This window comes from Novipirellula aureliae (assembly GCF_007860185.1).
Lineage (GTDB): Bacteria > Planctomycetota > Planctomycetia > Pirellulales > Pirellulaceae > Novipirellula_A > Novipirellula_A aureliae.
Genome location: NZ_SJPY01000001.1, coordinates 1,359,006 through 1,376,527, shown reverse-complemented (window position 1 = coordinate 1,376,527; position 17,522 = coordinate 1,359,006). Strand labels below are relative to the sequence as shown.

Genomic DNA, 17,522 nt, shown 5'->3' with positions numbered 1-17,522 from the left:
CATTCTAACCGCTCGGCGGCAACTTGTCTGCTAGGAGTTCGCTCCGAAACGGAGCGTCGCCTTTCGCTAGGGGGCCAATAGGAGCTGCAACATCGCGGAGGTCTTGTCGGAGACTGGGATCAGCTCACTGCCAAAGGGGGCGACGAGCTTGGTCAACTCGACCGCTGGCATCGGGACGCCAGTGGACATGACCATCGGTTGCCCGTTGCCGTAGAACACCACCCCAGCGGCGAGGCCCTCGAGTCCCTCCGCTTCTCGGCATTTTCCTGAAAGTGTCATCTCCGCCCCTTGTAGCCCAAAATGGAGCGCCAAATGCTCATAGGCGATCGGGTGTGGGGCGATCGGGTGTGGGGCGATCGGGTTTGGGGTTAATGTGGAGTTTAAGCTTGAAGCAGAGTTTAAGCTTGAAGCAGAGTTTAGGTTTAAGTTCGAGTTTAGGTTTAAGTTCGAGTTTAGGTTTAAAGTTGCGTTGACCGTCATTCCTAAGTCTTGCTCAAACGCTCTCAGTAGCGAAGGGCTGACGAAACCCCTTTCGGCTCGCAGGTCTCCGACGATGTCAATTGTTTTTCCAGGGCGAATCATGCCTCGCGAAAATGCGATCGAAGCTTTGCCCGATAGGGAATGTGGTAGGGTGTTGGTAAGCGACGCCAAATCAACGTCGTGGAATCGTGAACCTCGCAGATCGATCCACCATCCGTTGGTGTCACGACTCCAACGGACGATGCCGGAGAACGCTGCGTCCGTACCGAGCGCGCCAAGCAGGTCGCTATATCCCGATAAGGCGGAGCAGGGGAGCGGTGTGTCACTGGTTTCCATCGTCCAAGTCGTTACGGGCATGGCACCGGTACGGTCACGAACCACCTCGATGCGAAACCCGCTGCCGTCACGCTGGCCCGATCGACGTGGCCCCGATCGCACGCATTCGATATTGGCCCGAGTCGACTCAGCCGACGGCTCAATCCAGGCGTCGACGTCTTGTAAAATCGTCGAACCGCTCTCGTTTTGGATCGTCAGGTCGCTGGCTGCAAATCGGACTTTGCTAGACAAACAGATCGAACTGCACAAAAATCGGTCGTGAATTAGTCGCCAAGCACCACGGAGTTCGGATGACTGCAACTGCGGATTGGAGAGAACGATGGAGACGCCGTCGTTCACCTCTGTCCACGTCAAGTGCTCGACGCGAGCGACTTCGCGATGCGTTTCGGGGTCGATGACTCGCAAATTTTGAAGTTCTAACCGCTGGGGATCGGGGCGATCGTAATCGTCAATCTCAATCAGAAATCCAGTGTCTTTGGCAATCGATTCGGTGATCTTGCGGAGTACCGCATGGTCGTACCACGGTGTCCAAGTCACCAACAGAACGCAAATCGTCAAAAAGGTTGGAACCGCGCAGCAGAGAACGAACATCAATCGAGCCATCGCTCGTTGCGTCCGTTCATGCATTGCAGGTCTTCCTTTGAGAAAGGTGCTTCGTCGGAAACGGGCCAAGCCAATGCAGGTTGATTCCGATTCCTGGTAGATTAGCGGATCTTAGTTTCACAAGCCGCTTGGCCGATAGGTCGTTTGGGAAAATTACAACATGTGGGGAAGACTAAAACGACATTGGTTTCTCATTGCTCTGGGAATTTGCTTCTGCACAGGCTTTTTCGCTAGCAAAACTCTGCATCCTTTATTGGAAATGACATCGCTGCGTAGCGGAATCGTGTTTTTGGTTATGTGGATGATGGGGGTGACATTGAAGGCGGACGCGATCCGCCAGAGTGTCGGGAGACCGCTTCCGACGCTGTTGGCGATTGGGACAAATGGGTTGGTGGTGCCGTTGTTGTGTTTGCCTACGCGAGCCATTTTACCTGAATCGGTATTTGGAGGTCTTTTCGTCGTTTCGCTCGTTCCATGTACTTTGGCGTCAGCAGCGGTCTGGACGCGAAAAGCGGGAGGCAACGATTCGATCGCGCTATTGACGACCGTCGTGACCAATTTAGCTTGTGTGTTCGTCGTTCCGATTGGCGTTGCCCTGGTTTTGTCTCAGCAGTCTGATTGGTCAGCAGCCGATCAAATGCAGAAATTAGCCACCATTGTGGTGATACCACTTGTGTTGGCTCAAGCCATGCGGTCGGCTGGGTTGGCAGGGTGGGCGGACCAGCACAAGGTAACGTTATCGATGTTTGCCCAGTTCGGCGTGTTATCGATGGTTGTGTTTGGATCGATTGCCAGTGCGGAGATGGTTGCCTCGATCTCCTCGGTGGAAAACGCTTCGTTGGGGATGACTGCTGGTTTGTTGCTTTTTCTCGTGCTTTCCATTCACTTGTCAGCGATGGGAATCGGCATCCTTTCGGCTCGAGCAATCGGCGCGGACCGAGAGAGTCAGATTGCGGTCGGCATCGCTGGGAGCCAAAAGACGCTGATGGTTGGGCTGCAGATTGCAATTGATATGGGGGTCAGTGTGATACCGATGCTGATGTATCACTTGATGCAGTTAGTGCTTGACACCGTCATCGCACATCGCTGGAAAAACCGGAGTTGATTAGCGTGAATAAGCCGGCAGTCGATCTGAGCCACGAATCACACGAATTTCCACGAATCCAACATTGAATTTTTATTCGTGTCGATTGGTGAGATTCGTGGCCCCGCTTCTCCATCCGCCAAGATGGTGGTGAGTTTTCTTGGCCACGAATCACACGAATTTCCACGAATCCAACATTGATTTTTTATTCGTGTTGATTGGTGAGATTCGTGCCCCACTTCTCCATCCGCCAAGATCATGACGATTTTTTTGGCCACGAATGACACGAATTTCCACGAATCCAACTTTGATTTTTTATTCGTGTTGATTGGTGAGATTCGTGGCCCGCTTCTCCATCCGCCAAGATCATGACGATTTTTTTTGGGGCCACGAATGACACGAATTTCCACGAATTCAACATTGATTTTTTATTCGTGTTGATTGGTGAGATTCGTGGCCCCGCTTCTCCATCCGCCAAGATCATGACGATTTTTTTTGGCCACGAATGACACGAATTTCCACGAATTCAACTTTGATTTTTTATTCGTGTCGATTGGTGAGATTCGTGGCCCCACTTCTCCATCCGCCAAGATCATGGCGATTTTTTTGGCCACGAATCACACGAATTTCCACGAATTCAACTTTGAATTTTTATTCGTGTCGATTGGTGAGATTCGTGGCCCCACTTCTCCATCCGCCAAGATCATGGCGATTTTTTTTGGCCACGAATCACACGAATTTCCACGAATCCAACATTGATTTTTTATTCGTGTTGATTGGTGAGATTCGTGGCCCGCTTCTCCATCCGCCAAGATCATGGCGATTTTTTTGGCCACGAATCACACGAATTTCCACGAATCCAACTTTGATTTTTCCTATTCGTGTTGATTGGTGAGATTCGTGGCCACTTTTTCTAGAATAGGATTGGTACCAGTATTCTTAGCCACGAATCGCACGAATTTCCACGAATCCAATCCTGTTTTTCGTGTCGATTGGTGGGATTGGTGGCCACTTTTTCCAAAAGGCAAGCACTATGACCGAGCTTATTTTTAAAGACGAATGCTATAAGATTGTTGGTGCCTCCATGGAGGTTTACAACGAAATGGGATGCGGCTTTTTGGAGGCGGTCTATCAAGAGTGCTTGGAGTACGAATTCGGCGATCGAAAGATCCCCTTTGTTTGCCAGCAGCAGCTTCAATTGCAGTTTAAAAAAAGGATTTTGAAGGCAGTCTATATTCCCGACTTCATTTGCTACGACCAGATCATCGTCGAGATTAAAGGCACATCGGACCTAGCGGATAAGTTCCGTGCTCAGATGATTAATTACCTAAAAGCCACTGGGTTGAAGTTGGGATTGCTGGTCAACTTCGGCAAACACGGCGCCATCCAGTACGAACGGATTGTGTATTGAGCGATGGCAATCTGCACCGCCACGAATTTCCACGAATTCAAGTTCTGTTTTTCCTATTCGTGTCGATTGGTGAGATTCGTGGCCTCGCTTCTCCATTGGCCAGAATTAGGGCGAGTTTTTTAGCCACGAATCGCACGAATTTTCACGAATTGAACTTTGATTTTTCTATTCGTGTCGATTGGTGAGATTCGTGGCCTCGCATCTCCATTGGCCAGAATTCGGGTGATTTTTTTGGCCACGAATCGCACGAATTTCCAAGAATTCAAATTTGATTTTTCTATTCGTGTCGATTGGTGAGATTCGTGGCCTCGCTTCTCCATTGGCCAGAATTAGGGCGAGTTTTTTGGCCACGAATCGCACGAATTTTCACGAATTGAACTTTGTTTTTTTAATTCGTGTCGATTGGTGAGATTCGTGGCCTCGCTTCTCCATTGGCCAGAATTAGGGTGGTTTTTTGGCCACGAATCGCACGAATTTTCACGAATTGAACTTTGGTTTTTTAATTCGTGTCGATTGGTGAGATTCGTGGCCTCGCTTCTCCATGGCCAGAATTCGGGCGAGTTTTTTAGCCACGAATCGCACGGATTTTCACGAATTCAAATTTGATTTTCCTATTCGTGTCGATTGGTGAGATTCGTGGCGATAATATTGCACAATGAACCACCACCTGACAGTATTTTGCTGCCCTTGAACATTTTAGGGTCGATAGCGTAATATGGTAATTCGGCGTCGCTGTACCAACGCCAGCGAGCCTTCCTCTTACAACGATGAGACGTTACTGCCATGAAAGACGGCATTCACCCAAAATACCAGGAGACTACGGTCACCTGTGGCTGTGGAAACACCTTCACAACTCGCAGTGTCCGGACCGAGCTGAAGCTTGACATTTGTAATGAGTGTCATCCGTTCTACACCGGTAAATTGAAGTATGTTGATACGGCTGGCCGGATTGACAAGTTCCAGAAGAAGTTTGCAGCGGGAACTTACGGCAGTTTGCAACCTGCTAAGGGCAAGAAGAAGACCAAAAAATAGCTTCGCTACGACCGAAAATTCGACTCAGCCACATCGTTTCTTCCTGGAACGCGTGTGGCTGTTTTTGTAACCCAATCTCTTGATGACATCTTATGAGTACGATTCGCGATACGCTCGAAGAAAAACTGGCACGCTTCAAAAAGCTTGAGCTTGATATGGCTGACCCCGAGGTGTTGGCGGATGGAGCTCGGATGAGTGCCGCTGCGCGCGAACATGGCGGGTTGGCCAAGGTGGCCAACAAGTATCGTGAATTCAAGCGTTTAACCGATGAAATTCGTGGTTGTGAAGAGATGGCCGAAGCGGCGGATGATCCTGACGAGCGGGATATGGCCGAAGCCGAGATGGCAGAGTTGCGAAAAAAACGCGAGACGCTCTGGGAGGAGCTGCTTTCGCTCACCGTGGGTGGCGAAGATTCGCACCGCACCCGCTGTGTGATGGAAATCCGGGCGGGCACCGGTGGCGATGAAGCCGCCTTGTTTGCTCGCGACTTGTTCGAAATGTACAAGCACTACTGCGAGCTGAAAAAGTGGAAACTTGAAATCATGGACCACAGTGCGACCGAAATGGGTGGTTTCAAAGACATCACGCTGACCTTGGAGGGCGAGAACGTCTACCGTGATCTGGCTTACGAATCGGGCGGGCATCGAGTCCAGCGGGTTCCAGAGACGGAGACGCAAGGCCGCGTGCATACGTCGGCTGCGACCGTTGCGGTAATGCCCGAACCAGAGGATATCGAGATTGTTATCAGCCCGGAAGATTATCGGGTCGATAAATTTTGCGCCTCGGGTCCAGGTGGACAGCATGTCAACAAGACCGAGTCGGCGATCCGTTTGACTCATCATGAAACTGGAATCGTCGTTCAGTGCCAGGATGAAAAGAGCCAGCACAAGAACTTGGCGAAGGCGTTGCGAGTTTTGAAGGCGCGTGTGTATGAGAAAAAGCGAGAGGAAGAGGAGGCTAAGTTGTCTCAAACTCGGAAGGGTTTGATCGGCTCGGGCGACCGCAGTCAGCGGATACGCACTTATAACTTCCCTCAAAACCGGCTGACGGATCATCGCATCAATTTGTCGCTCTATAAATTGGATCAGATTATTGCGGGCGATTTAACGGCCGTCACCGATGCGATGATCGAATATGATCGCGACCAACTTCGCGGCGACATGATTGATTAAGCCATTGCTTCTTTATCGTCCACTATCTTACGAAGAGACATGCCATGACTGACAGCAGCCAAGCCGATGCCAAGGATGCTCCTTGGACGGTATTACGATTGCTTGAATGGACGACCGACTTTTTTAAGCGACGTGGTAGCGATTCGCCTCGTTTGGATGCCGAGATCCTGCTCGCTCATGCTCGCGATTGTGCTCGCATCGAACTCTATACCGCATTTGCGGAGGTGCCTGCAGAAGAGCAGCGTGTCGCGTTTCGAGAGATGGTGCGTCGCCGAGGCGAGGGAGCACCGGTTGCTCAATTGGTTGGTTTTCGCGAATTCTATTCGCTTCGATTTCGTGTCGACGAGAACGTTCTCATCCCACGCCCCGAAACCGAGCATCTTGTCGTTGAAGCGATTGACCGAGCGAAACCGCTTGGCGAAATGAAAGGGGAGGGGAGCCCTCTGCGAATTGCCGACGTTGGTACCGGCAGTGGTGCAATTGCCATTACCTTGGCTAAGCATATACCGGATGCACAGATTACGGCGATCGATTTAAGCGAAGCGGCACTGAAAATCGCAGCGTGGAATGCAGAGCACTTAAAGGTTGCCGATTCGATTTCGTTTGTGCATAGCGATTTGTTCGAATCGCTGGTTGACCCGCCGACGTTCGATATTATTTGCAGTAACCCACCCTATGTCAGCGAATCAGAATATGACGAGCTGCCGGCCACGGTACGCGATTACGAGCCCCGTGAAGCTTTAGTCGCCGGCATTGACGGACTCGATATCATCAAACGACTATTGGAAACCGCTCCAAAACGTCTTGAAGCAGGTGGGCGGCTGATTATCGAAATCAGTCCGATGATTGCCGATTTATGCGAGGAGCTTGTCGACGCAACGGAGGGGCTGTGTGACCTTCGTTTCCTCAAGGATTTCGCTGGCCACCGAAGGATTGTTTCGGTGGCGAAAAATGTTGGCGTCTAGGCTTTCGTCGATTCACACGGGTTTCGGAAATCGCCTGAAGGCGACCGTTCCAACTTTGGCGGCGAATCAGTGCCGCCCCCCCCTCTCTCTCTTGATCCCTCGCTCTTATCGTTGGTTCACGCCGACATAATCACGACAGCCTGGGCCGGTGTAGATTTGCCGTGGTCGATAGATGCGGCTATCCGAATCGCGAACTTCTTTCCACTGGGCAATCCAACCAGGCATCCGGCCGATCGCAAACATGACCGTGTACATGTTTAGCGGAATACCGATTGCTCGCAGCAGGATACCGGAATAAAAGTCAACATTCGGGTAAAGTTTTCGGCTCACGAAGTAATCATCACTAAGCGCAATCTCTTCGAGTCGTTTGGCAATGTCGAGTAGCGGATCATTGATGCCATGCTTATCCATGATCTTTGTGACTTGATCGCGAAGGATATTTGCACGGGGGTCATAGCTTCTGTAAACGCCGTGCCCAAAGCCAAAAAGCTTTTCTTTTTTCTGTTTTACTCGATCGATCAAATCTTCGATTCGCTCGTCCGATTCATGGATTCGCTGTAGTTGTTCCATCACGGCAACGTTGGCTCCGCCGTGCAGCGGTCCCCATAATGCACAAACGCCAGCAGCGCATGATGCGAATAGGTTTGCTCCCGACGAGCCGACCATGCGAACCGTTGCGGTCGAGCAATTTTGTTCGTGGTCGGCGTGCAGGATTAGAAACAGAGAGAGTGCGCGAACGACTTCGTCGGACGGATGATGCCAATTCGATGGTAGCGAGAACATCAGGTGCAAGAAGTTGCGGCAGTAGCTCAGCTTTGGATCAGGGTACATTAGCGGTTGCCCCCTCGACGTCTTGTAAGCATAAGCCGCGACCGTCCGGATTTTTGACAGCAGTCGTGCGGCAGCGTTTTCGAAGCCGCTTTCATCTTCCATCTCCATCACGCTGCTACTGTAGCATGACAACGTGTTGATCATTGACGATAAGATCGCCATTGGATGTCCGCTTGGTGGGTATCCGAGGAACGAGTTTCGCATCCCTTCGTGGATCATTTGATGCTCGGTCAATTCATGGCGAAACCTGGCGAGATGTTCCTGGGTTGGCAGTTCGCCGTAAATCAGCAGCAATGCGGTTTCGATGAAAGTCGATTTTTCGGCAAGTTGTTCGATCGGGATTCCCCGGTAGCGTAGGATTCCGTTTTCACCATCAATATAAGTTATCGCCGAATTGACACTGCCGGTATTGCGGTAGCCCTCATCGTAGGTAATGACACCGGTCTCATCACGCAAATTCGTGATGTCGAAGCCTCGTTCGTTTTCGCTACCGATAACCTCCGGCAGAGAAATTTTACGATCTCCCATATCGAGGGTGTAAGATTTTCCCGTGTGGATTTGACTACTCATGCTCTTTTGATTCCTTGTCTTCGATGCGCACACTACAGACCCTTGGCAGACCCTTGGCCGAAACAGCCATTATGAATCTTACACCATCGATCGTACACCATCGCGAGGCTTGACACAATTTTCGCTTTTTCGTTTTCTATCGCATTGGGTGGATAGAGAGGATCAATGTCCTCAGAATTGACAACGTTTGCCCATAAGGTTGGGTTGGTTCGCCGTTGCTGGGAGGGTGCTTCGGTGTCGCGTTCGCAGGTATCGACACGCAACTCGATTGCTCATCGGTGAGGCTATGCAATGGAGGTCTCGCTATTTAGGCTCTGTCCTGTTAGCTCAGTCCTTTTAGGCTCTGTGGCTAGACGTTCAGCAGGCCGATTTGGAAGGTGATAATGTGAATGAATATAAAAAATATGCAGGCTTAATCTTTGATTGCGACGGGACGTTGACGGATTCGATGCCGCTGCATTACGAATCGTGGATCGACGCACTTTCTCCCTTTGGCATTTCTTATTCCAGAGACAGGTTTTACTCGATGGGGGGGATGCGCAGCGAAGAAATCGTGCGAGTGTTGGCCGAGGAGCAGTCGGTCAGCGTTGACTGCGAAGCCGTTTCGGCAAGCAAGGAAGCGTTCTTTGCCGAGCGGATCAAGTACATTGAAGCGCGTGAGGACATTTGTGGGATCGCTCGATACTACTGTGGCAGGATTCCGGTCGCGGTTGCCAGTGGCGGTGATCAGCAAGGCGTGTCCGCACAGCTCGAACAGATCGGGATGCGAAAGTACTTTGAAGTGATCGTGACGGCGGAAGACACCGAATTGCACAAGCCGCATCCCGATGTCTTTTTAGAAACGGCTCGGCGGCTCGGCGTGGAGCCAAAGAATTGTATCGTTTTCGAAGATTCGCCGCTTGGTCTTGAAGCAGCTGCGCGAGCGTCAATGGACTGCTTCGACGTTCGCGACAACTCGTTGCACCAAGCGACCAAGTCATTGACCACTAACCCATGACTAATAACCAAGAGCCTTGTCGCTAATATCTTTTCGGCACCAAGCGCCTTCCCAGCGGATTTCTTTTACTGCCGTGTAGGCTTGGAGCTTCGCTTTGCTGATTGAATCGCCGATTGCCGTAACGCCGAGCACGCGTCCGCCGGCGGTCACGACCGCCCCGTCATCGAGTTTGGTTCCCGCATGAAAGACTTTGACATCGGGTAGCTGCGATGCTCGATCCAGCCCGGTAATTAAGCGTCCTTTTTGATAGTCTCCGGGGTACCCTTCACTGGCCATGACCACGCAAATACTTGGTCGATCATCCCACTGGAGTGGTTCAAGTTCGTTCAGCTTTCCATCGATTGTCGCTTCGATCACATCAACCAAGTCGGTTTTTAGCCGCATCAAGAGTGGTTGGCATTCAGGGTCGCCAAAGCGAACGTTGAACTCCAGAACTTTGGGGCCAGCCGACGTCAGCATCATGCCTGCATACAGGACTCCTTTGAACGGTCGCCTCGCACGTTTCATGGCATGAACGATCGGCACCAAAACATCCGATTCGACCCGTTCCATCATCCCTTCATCGATAATTGGCGTAGGGCAATAGGCGCCCATGCCGCCGGTGTTAGGGCCCGTATCCCCGTCGTGAGCGGGTTTGTGATCTTGTGCGGCAGGCAGGGTCACGATGGTTTCGCCATCGGTAATCGCCAAGACACTTGCCTCTTGGCCAAACAAACGCTCTTCGATAATCAGTTCCTTGCCCGCTTCGCCAAATTCTTTCTGGTGAGCGATGCGGTCAATCGCTTCGAGTGCCTCGCTACGGGTGTCGCAAACGATGACGCCTTTCCCAGCGGCCAAACCGTCTGCCTTGATCACGACATTGACGGTGTCCGTCGGTTCGTTGTAGCGGTCCTTGATGTAGCGACTTGCATCATCGGCACTGCGAAACGTGTGGTAGTCGGCGGTGGGGATATCGGCAGTGCGCAGCAGGTTTTTGCAGAAGACTTTGCTGCCTTCCAGTTCGGCGGCCGCCTTGGTTGGCCCAAACACTTTCAGGCCTTCGTCTTGCATCGCGTCGACCAAACCGAGGACGAGGGGCACTTCAGGGCCGACGACGGTAATGTCGATCTCGTTCTCTTTGACGAACGCAATGAGACCCTCCGTGTCGGTGACTTCGATCGGCACATTGGTTGCGTCGAGGGCGGTGCCAGCGTTACCGGGAGCGACATAGACTTTTTGAACCCGCGGACTCTGGGCGATTTTCCAAGCGAGTGCGTGTTCACGCCCACCACTGCCGACGACAAGGATTTTCATCAAAGGACCTGAAATTACGTTTGTATCAAGGAGGAAGACAGATAAAAGTTGGTGCCAGCGGATACTTTAGGTTCGATGGCGGTTCCTATCTAGCCGTAGTGCCTTGAGTCCGCGTTTTTCGCCGCTGCGACAATGAATTTGGAAAGAATCTTGTTTTGCGTCGTTTCGAGTCTGTTCAACAGTGGTCTGTGGGGCAAAGTTGGTTAGAATGCTAAGTCCATTCGCTGGTTGGCTCGAGTCGCCAACTTTGTTTACGTCCAACAGGAGAGTTGCTTTGAAGATTCGATTGCTTACTTGTCTCGCGGCACCCTTGCTGCTAGCCGTTTGTCCATCAGATGCTCATGCAGGTGATTTGAAGATTCGGTTTGAATATGGCGGCGAATCAAAGGAACCTGCCATGGTCGAAGTCAATAAAGACGTCGAATTTTGCGGAAAACACGATGTCAAAAACGAGCGGTTGCTGGTCAATCCCTCGAACAAAGGCGTCAAAGATGTTGTCGTTTATGTCTATACTGGTCGCGGCGGTTCGCAACTAACCGATGTGCCTGCATCGGACAAAAAACACGTGTTGGCCAACAGCGAATGTCGTTTTGATCCTCACATCGTCATCGCGCAAGCTGGCGATAAACTGGAAATTACCAATCCTGATCCAATCGGCCATAACGCCAACCTCAATTTTTTCAAAAATCCCGCCCAGAACTTCTTGATTCCGTCGGGGGGGTCGAAGACGGTCGCGTTGGAAGAGGCGGAACCGGCCCCGATCCCGGTCGACTGCAACATTCACCCCTGGATGCGGGCTTATGTCGTGGTCCTCGACCATCCCTACGCAGCCAAAAGCGACGAAAATGGTGACCTCATCATCAAGAATTTGCCTGAGGGCAGTGCATTGACGTTCCGCGTTTATCACGAAGCGGGGCGCATCGATGAAGTCAAAATCAACGGCAAGGTCGAGAAATGGACTCGAAGTCGGTTCGATGTCGAGATTGGAGCAGGCGTCAAGGATTTGGGCACCGTTGTGATTCCCGCCGATGCGTTGACCTATGAATAGATGCTGAATGGATGCTCGTCGCTGGGCGTTCGACACACTCGTCCCCAGGCTCCCGCCTGGGGACACGATGGTGAGAGCCTCCCACCTCCCGAGCACTGTATGAGGAGGCGGGAGCCTCCAAGCATTCCGTTGCAAGGCTGGAGCCTTGTAACGAGTTGCTGCGAAATAACTGAAACGCCGCACTGCCTCCAGGTTTTGGGAGGGTGAAGTTTTGAAACGCCCTCAGCACAGGCTAGAAGCCTATGCGACTTGGTGCGACAATTTGTCATCGTTTACGGCATCACCGTTTTTGCGGTCTAATGGGAACACCCTTCGCCGCCCTCCGCTTCCATTGTGCCATCTTCCATTGTGCCATGTTCCGCTCTCTGTTTTTAATCCCTTTGTTGTTTACGGTTGCTTCCTTTTTGGGTTGTGACTCGAAAATCGAGAAGTTTGATGCGAACCGCGTCTACTCGATGACACTCGCTCGCAGTCGAGCGATGCCGATGGACGCTGCATTGGAAGATTCCGCAAAGGTGATTGACGATCTTTTTGGTACTCCAAACGAGCCTCGTTGGCCGATCGCATTTCTCGATCCCTCCTTGGCCGAGTTAGTCGATCCCGAGCGACTCATCCAGTCTGCTGGCCCCGTGCTGAGTCTTAAAGATGACACCCATTTCGGTTTGTACCGCGAGCATTGTGTGTTGTGCCATGGGCTTTCGGGCAGCGGCAAAGGTCCTGCATCTCTGGTCCAAGATCCGTACCCGCGTGATTTTCGTCATGGGCTTTACAAGTGGAAATCGACCGAACGAACCGCCCGGCCAATACGCGGTGATTTAGAGCGTACGATTCGTAGCGGCATCGCGGGTACAGCGATGCCAGCTTTCCCGCTGATGGTAAACGACGAAGTCGAATCGCTTGTCGATTACGTGATCTATTTGTCGATTCGGGGCGAGGTAGAGCGAGAGTTGTTGGCTGCGGCGGTGGATGAGATGGGTTACGAAGAAGCGGCTCCGCAAGAGGAGCTTCGCTTGCGTGTTCCGAAGCTCGATTTATCCGAGGGCAAGTCGCTGCTTGATGAAGAGAGCCTTAGCGAGGGGGAGGCGGTAACGCTGGAGATTCTCAATAGCGTCGTGGAAAAGTGGGCCGAGGCATCGAGTCGTGTTGTCGATGTTCCGCCCTCGCCGGTGTTCGATAACGCCGTCGAATTGGCTGCAGCGGTCGAGCGGGGTCGGGAACTGTTTCATGGCCAGATCGCCAATTGTGTTGGTTGTCATGATCAGGATGGATTGGGGCAAACGATCACACTTGACTACGACGATTGGTCCAAAGAGTATTCGTCGCGGATTGGTGTCACGCCGACTGACAAAGAAGCAATGCAGCCGTTTGTCGACGCAGGAGCGATGATGCCGAGAATCATTCAACCACGTGCTTTGACGGACGGTGTTTTTCACGGTGGCAGTGATGGGGAGACGTTGTATCGGCGAATCAAAGAGGGGATTGCGGGCACGCCGATGCCGGGCGTCGAAGTCGTTCCCACACCCAGCCACCAAGGTTTAACGGCCGAGCAGATTTGGGATTTGGTCCGCTATGTCCAGTCCTTTGACGCCAGTCGCGGTGAGTCTCCTTTACCCGGTGTGGCCCAATGACGAAGGAAACCTACCGATCGATCGGAGCGATTGTGGGCATCACGATCGGCGTGTTCGCGATGTGGCTGCTCAACTTTGGAGGGCTCGTGCCTGGCTTTTTTTTCGGTGCTGGCGGTGCCGTGGTTGGCGGAATATCGGGAGAGCGGATTTTTGCACGAATGAATCGACCTTAGACTTCAATTGATATGACTGATCGAGAACAAAAATACAAACCGATGGTACATCGCACGGCCCTGTTAGTGGTCCTGTTGATTTGGCCATTGATTTGGGTTGGTGGATTGGTGACGACCTACGATGCTGGGATGTCGGTACCCGATTGGCCAAATACGTATGGCTACAATTTGTTGCTGTATCCCTATAAGACCTGGTTGCTTGGACCATTTGATTTGTTCATCGAACACGGGCACCGCTTGTTGGGGATTTTAGTTGGCCTTGCAGCGATCGGATTTGTGGTCGCCTCGTTTTGGTCCGAGCAGCGGCGTTGGGTCAAAGGATTGTCCATCGTCACGTTGCTGCTGGTAATCGTGCAAGGTGGATTGGGCGGCGTTCGCGTCCTGCTTAGCGATCGCGTTTTTGCGATGATTCACGGCAGCACTGCGCCGGTCGTCTTTGCGACGGCCGTGGGTGCCGCCGTCGTGACCGGCCGGTGGTGGCAGCGAAACCAGGGGGCGGACGAGACGGGATCGGCGGATCCGGCAGTGTCCGAAGGGGGCTCGTTGATGCCGAAAGGGACCCTTTTTCTGGTCTTTTTCTTGACCCTGATCTGCTACGCGCAACTGGTTCTGGGGGCAAAAATCCGCCATTTGCAGCCCAACGACTCACCGGTGTGGTTCCTCTACACCGTTTGGGCTCATGTGGTCGTCGCCTTGATGATTTGGATTTTAGCGTTTGTCGCGTGGTATCGATTACGAAAAATCAGCGATTTAGCACTTAGACGTCCCGGCGTGATCTTGGTAGGATTAACGGCGATTCAGATTACACTTGGCGTGGTGACTTGGGTCGTCAATTATGGGTGGCCAAGCTTCCTGCAGTGGTTGCCGGGGACGAACGGGCATCTAATCGTCTCGAAAGACTTTGTCGATGCGATGCTCGTTACCGGTCACGTCGCGACGGGGCCATTGATTTTGGCAGCGGCGGTGGTCGTCGGTTTGCGTTTGCTTCGCCTTCAATTCCTTAGCCGACATTCGGTTTCATAAAACACTATCCAACTTATCATATGTCGACTGATACATTGATTGCTGATCCGCTACATCAGAAAGCAAGGCACAGGGCGGGGGCAAGCAGCTTCGCCGCAGCCGAAGCGATTTCCACCGCACCGATTGCATCGACTCGCAAAACGGTCTCGCTCAAGAGGAGGTTGGCGGATTACGTCCAGCTCACCAAACCGCGGATTGTGACAATGATTTTGGTCACCACGGTGGCATCCGCGTCGATCGCTGCGGGCGGCATGATCCCGTCCATCGAACTGGCTTGGCTGCTACTTGGAACGGGAATGGTCGCCGCCAGTGCAGGGGCCGCGAACCAGGTTTGGGAGCGAGAGATCGATTGTGGGATGGCTCGCACCGCCGTCCGCCCGCTTCCGGACCAACGAATGCATGTGGCAAATGCAATACTCTACACCGCCATGCTCGGTATCGCAGGCACAGCGATCTTGCAGTGGAAGTTTGGGATTGTCCCTGCAGCGACAGGTTTGGCGACTTGGTTATTGTATGTCGTTGTTTACACACCGATGAAAACGCGAACCTCGTTCAATACGACCGTCGGCGCCGTCGCTGGCGCACTTCCGGTCATGATGGGTTACACCGCAGCGGGTGGCAGTTTGACCGAATGGACCGGTTGGCTTCTGTTCGGTATTTTGGCCGCTTGGCAGTACCCACATTTCATGGCGATTGCATGGCTGTACCGGCGCCAATATGCAGAGGCGGGGTTCTGCATGTCGACGACCGTCGAGCCGACGGGAAAGTCAGCGGGGCTGCAAAGCATCGCCGGTTCGATTGTGATCATCGCTTGCTCTATCGTCCTTTGTGCAATGCCGCTCGGTTTGACAGCTGGGATCATTGCCTCAGCGGCCACGGTTCTGGCCAGTTATCCGATGCTCAAAGCGTCGATCCGTTTCGCCAAAATGCCGGAGGATGCATTGGCACGTAAACTTCTCCGCAGTTCGTTGTTGGTTTTGCCAGCCGTTCTGCTCATCGTCACGATACGGTGTCTAGTTTGAGTACGAACCTAACGCAAAAGCCTTTGTCAACGAGCGCTGGCAACGACTCGGCGGCCGATACAGGGCCGGTATGTGTCGCAAAGGAGATCAGTCACTCTTATGGCACTCATGCAGCGCTGCGGGGAGTCAGTCTTTGCACACGATCCGGTCAAGTCTTTGCGCTGCTCGGGCCGAATGGAAGTGGCAAAACGACTTTGTTTCGCTTGCTCTCAACGCTCATGCCAATTCAACACGGCTCGATCCGTGTCGGCGGTTACGACAGCCACACCAATCCATTGGCCGTCCGACGACAAATTGGCATCGTGTTTCAATCGCCTTCATTGGACAACAAGTTAACGGTTGATGAGAACATCGCTTGCCAGGGTGCGCTTTACGGGATTACCGGCAAGCAGCTCAACGAGCGACGTGATGAGTTACTTGAACAATTGAATCTAACGAGTCGCAGGCGAGATTACTGCGAAAGTTTGTCGGGGGGGCTCAAGCGACGGGTTGAACTTGTCAAAGGGATGCTGCATCGTCCGCGATTGTTGTTGCTTGATGAGCCGAGCACGGGCTTGGACCCTGCTGCACGGCTCGACCTTTGGGCCTCGATTCGTCAAATGTGTGATCAGGGCACTTCGGTATTGTTGACGACGCATTTGCTCGAAGAAGCCGACAAGGCCGATCGGGTTGCGATCATGCACCAGGGCGAAAAAATTGTCGAAGGGACGCCAGCGGAGTTGAGAGCAGAGCTTGGGGATGGCGTGATTACAATCGAGGCTGACTCGGTCGATGAAGCCGAGCAAATTTTGAGACAGAAACTCGGCCTTGATCCACAGCGGTTTTCTCATCAACTTCGTTTGCAAAGTGATGAGCCGTCAAGTCTTGTTCCGCAGATCTCGGAACATCTCGGTGGCCAATTGCAATCGATCACGATCGGGCGTCCGAGCTTAGAAGACGTATTTATTGTAAAGACAGGACACAAATTTCGATGAGCGTTTTAGGCTCGAACGAAGCGGTTTTATCCAATGGTCGTTCTGCGGTTGACCCGCAACCAACACGAGCATCGGCTGGTTTCGCAGCCGCATGGATGCTGGCCCGCCGCGAATGGACCCGTTTTTTTCGTCAACGAAACCGGGTGACCGCTGCGATTCTGCAACCTCTGTTGTTTTGGCTACTGTTTGGGACAGGGCTTCGCGGTTCGTTCACTGGAGCGGGGGACCAGAGTTTTATCGAGTTCTTTTTGCCCGGCACGATTGGGTTGATCGTCTTGTTCACAGCCATTTTTGCCACCATCTCCGTGATCGAGGATCGTCGGGAAGGGTTCATGCAATCCGTCTTGGTCGCCCCCGTCGGACGCTGGCCCGTTTTGGCCGGTAAGGTCCTCGGCGGTGCCGCGATCGCGTGGGTTCAAGCCTTGTTCTTTTTACTGCTGGTCTATCTGTTCGGTGCGGCGACGATCACATGGTCGGTGATTCCTCTGATGCTCTTGCTTGCAATCGTCGCGATGGGACTTTGCTCGCTCGGTATGATCGTCGCATGGCCGATGGATTCCACCCAAGGGTTTCATGCGATCATGATGCTCGGCTTGATGCCGATGTGGTTGTTGAGTGGATCTTTTTTTCCGATTCCGCCGTGGAATGACGCTAGCGTCGGCCAGATGATTTTGGGTGGGGTGATGCGGGCGAATCCACTGAGCTATGCGATGACCGAAATGCGGCGGTTGATTTACCCGAATGTCGATTTCGCGGCCGCTGGTTTCTCGCCCTCGAGTGCAACGTGTTGGAGCGTTACGGTGATCTCCGTCGTTATCGTTAGCCTGTTGGCGTGGTACTTTGTCCGGGGCAGTCGCAAAGTCGATGTGGTTGTATAGGC

16 protein-coding genes are annotated in these 17,522 nt (G+C 52.6%); 13 read left to right on the top strand and 3 right to left on the bottom strand.

The features are described 5' to 3' along the window. Nucleotides 1–66 precede the first annotated feature (66 nt). Nucleotides 67–1,443: a hypothetical protein gene (locus tag Q31b_RS05260; protein WP_146598535.1), complete on the bottom strand. Its 1,377-nt coding sequence runs from the start codon at nt 1,441–1,443 to the stop codon at nt 67–69. 136 nt (nt 1,444–1,579) lie between these two features. On the opposite strand from Q31b_RS05260, the gene Q31b_RS05255 reads away from it, so the two are divergent. The 5 genes from Q31b_RS05255 (at nt 1,580) to prmC (ending at nt 7,083) form a co-directional block, all read left to right on the top strand. Then, nucleotides 1,580–2,524, top strand: coding sequence for a bile acid:sodium symporter family protein (locus tag Q31b_RS05255; protein ID WP_146598534.1), 945 nt, complete (start codon nt 1,580–1,582; stop codon nt 2,522–2,524). 1,012 nt (nt 2,525–3,536) lie between these two features. Then, complete coding sequence (locus Q31b_RS05250) at nt 3,537–3,914, top strand: GxxExxY protein (protein WP_146598533.1); 378 nt, start codon at nt 3,537–3,539, stop codon at nt 3,912–3,914. Between the two features lie 783 nt (nt 3,915–4,697). Next, on the top strand, nt 4,698–4,946 hold the full coding sequence (gene rpmE, locus Q31b_RS05245; protein ID WP_146598532.1) for a 50S ribosomal protein L31: 249 nt from the start codon (nt 4,698–4,700) through the stop codon (nt 4,944–4,946). Nucleotides 4,947–5,038: 92 nt separating this feature from the next. Continuing rightward, entirely contained in the window at nt 5,039–6,118 is a 1,080-nt protein-coding gene (gene prfA / locus Q31b_RS05240; protein WP_146598531.1) for a peptide chain release factor 1, read from the top strand. 44 nt (nt 6,119–6,162) lie between these two features. After that, nucleotides 6,163–7,083 carry a peptide chain release factor N(5)-glutamine methyltransferase gene (gene prmC / locus Q31b_RS05235; RefSeq protein WP_146598530.1) on the top strand — a complete coding sequence of 307 codons (921 nt, stop codon included), beginning with the start codon at nt 6,163–6,165 and terminating at the stop codon, nt 7,081–7,083. Between the two features lie 105 nt (nt 7,084–7,188). On the opposite strand, the gene Q31b_RS05230 is transcribed toward prmC, so the two are convergent. After that, nucleotides 7,189–8,484: a citrate synthase gene (locus Q31b_RS05230; protein ID WP_197170954.1), complete on the bottom strand. Its 1,296-nt coding sequence runs from the start codon at nt 8,482–8,484 to the stop codon at nt 7,189–7,191. A 385-nt stretch (nt 8,485–8,869) separates the two neighbouring features. Here Q31b_RS05230 and Q31b_RS05225 point away from each other — a divergent pair, with 385 nt between their 5' ends. Beyond that, complete coding sequence (locus Q31b_RS05225; protein ID WP_146598529.1) at nt 8,870–9,481, top strand: HAD family hydrolase; 612 nt, start codon at nt 8,870–8,872, stop codon at nt 9,479–9,481. Here Q31b_RS05225 and purD read toward each other — a convergent pair whose 3' ends face one another. Then, a complete protein-coding gene (gene purD, locus Q31b_RS05220) occupies nt 9,482–10,774 on the bottom strand; it encodes a phosphoribosylamine--glycine ligase (protein WP_146598528.1) in 1,293 nt (430 codons plus the stop codon). It abuts the gene before it with no gap. A 274-nt stretch (nt 10,775–11,048) separates the two neighbouring features. Here purD and Q31b_RS05215 point away from each other — a divergent pair, with 274 nt between their 5' ends. The 7 genes from Q31b_RS05215 to Q31b_RS05190 all read left to right on the top strand — a co-directional run bounded on the left by Q31b_RS05215 (nt 11,049) and on the right by Q31b_RS05190 (nt 17,520). After that, on the top strand, nt 11,049–11,822 hold the full coding sequence (locus tag Q31b_RS05215) for a methylamine utilization protein (protein WP_231617313.1): 774 nt from the start codon (nt 11,049–11,051) through the stop codon (nt 11,820–11,822). A gap of 353 nt (nt 11,823–12,175) precedes the next feature. After that, on the top strand, nt 12,176–13,450 hold the full coding sequence (locus tag Q31b_RS05210) for a c-type cytochrome (RefSeq protein WP_146598527.1): 1,275 nt from the start codon (nt 12,176–12,178) through the stop codon (nt 13,448–13,450). Beyond that, on the top strand, nt 13,447–13,623 hold the full coding sequence (locus Q31b_RS27925; protein WP_197170952.1) for a hypothetical protein: 177 nt from the start codon (nt 13,447–13,449) through the stop codon (nt 13,621–13,623). The genes Q31b_RS05210 and Q31b_RS27925 overlap by 4 nt, the downstream gene beginning before the upstream one ends. A gap of 12 nt (nt 13,624–13,635) precedes the next feature. After that, nucleotides 13,636–14,646, top strand: a complete 1,011-nt coding sequence (locus tag Q31b_RS05205) for a COX15/CtaA family protein (RefSeq protein ID WP_146598526.1) — start codon at nt 13,636–13,638, stop codon at nt 14,644–14,646. Nucleotides 14,647–14,666: 20 nt separating this feature from the next. Further along, a complete protein-coding gene (gene cyoE, locus Q31b_RS05200) occupies nt 14,667–15,668 on the top strand; it encodes a heme o synthase (protein ID WP_146598525.1) in 1,002 nt (333 codons plus the stop codon). A gap of 23 nt (nt 15,669–15,691) precedes the next feature. After that, nucleotides 15,692–16,642, top strand: coding sequence for an ABC transporter ATP-binding protein (locus Q31b_RS05195; protein WP_146598780.1), 951 nt, complete (start codon nt 15,692–15,694; stop codon nt 16,640–16,642). A gap of 95 nt (nt 16,643–16,737) precedes the next feature. Continuing rightward, nucleotides 16,738–17,520 (top strand): ABC transporter permease, encoded by a 783-nt coding sequence (locus Q31b_RS05190; protein ID WP_390622308.1) that lies wholly within the window; start codon nt 16,738–16,740, stop codon nt 17,518–17,520. Nucleotides 17,521–17,522 lie beyond the last annotated feature (2 nt).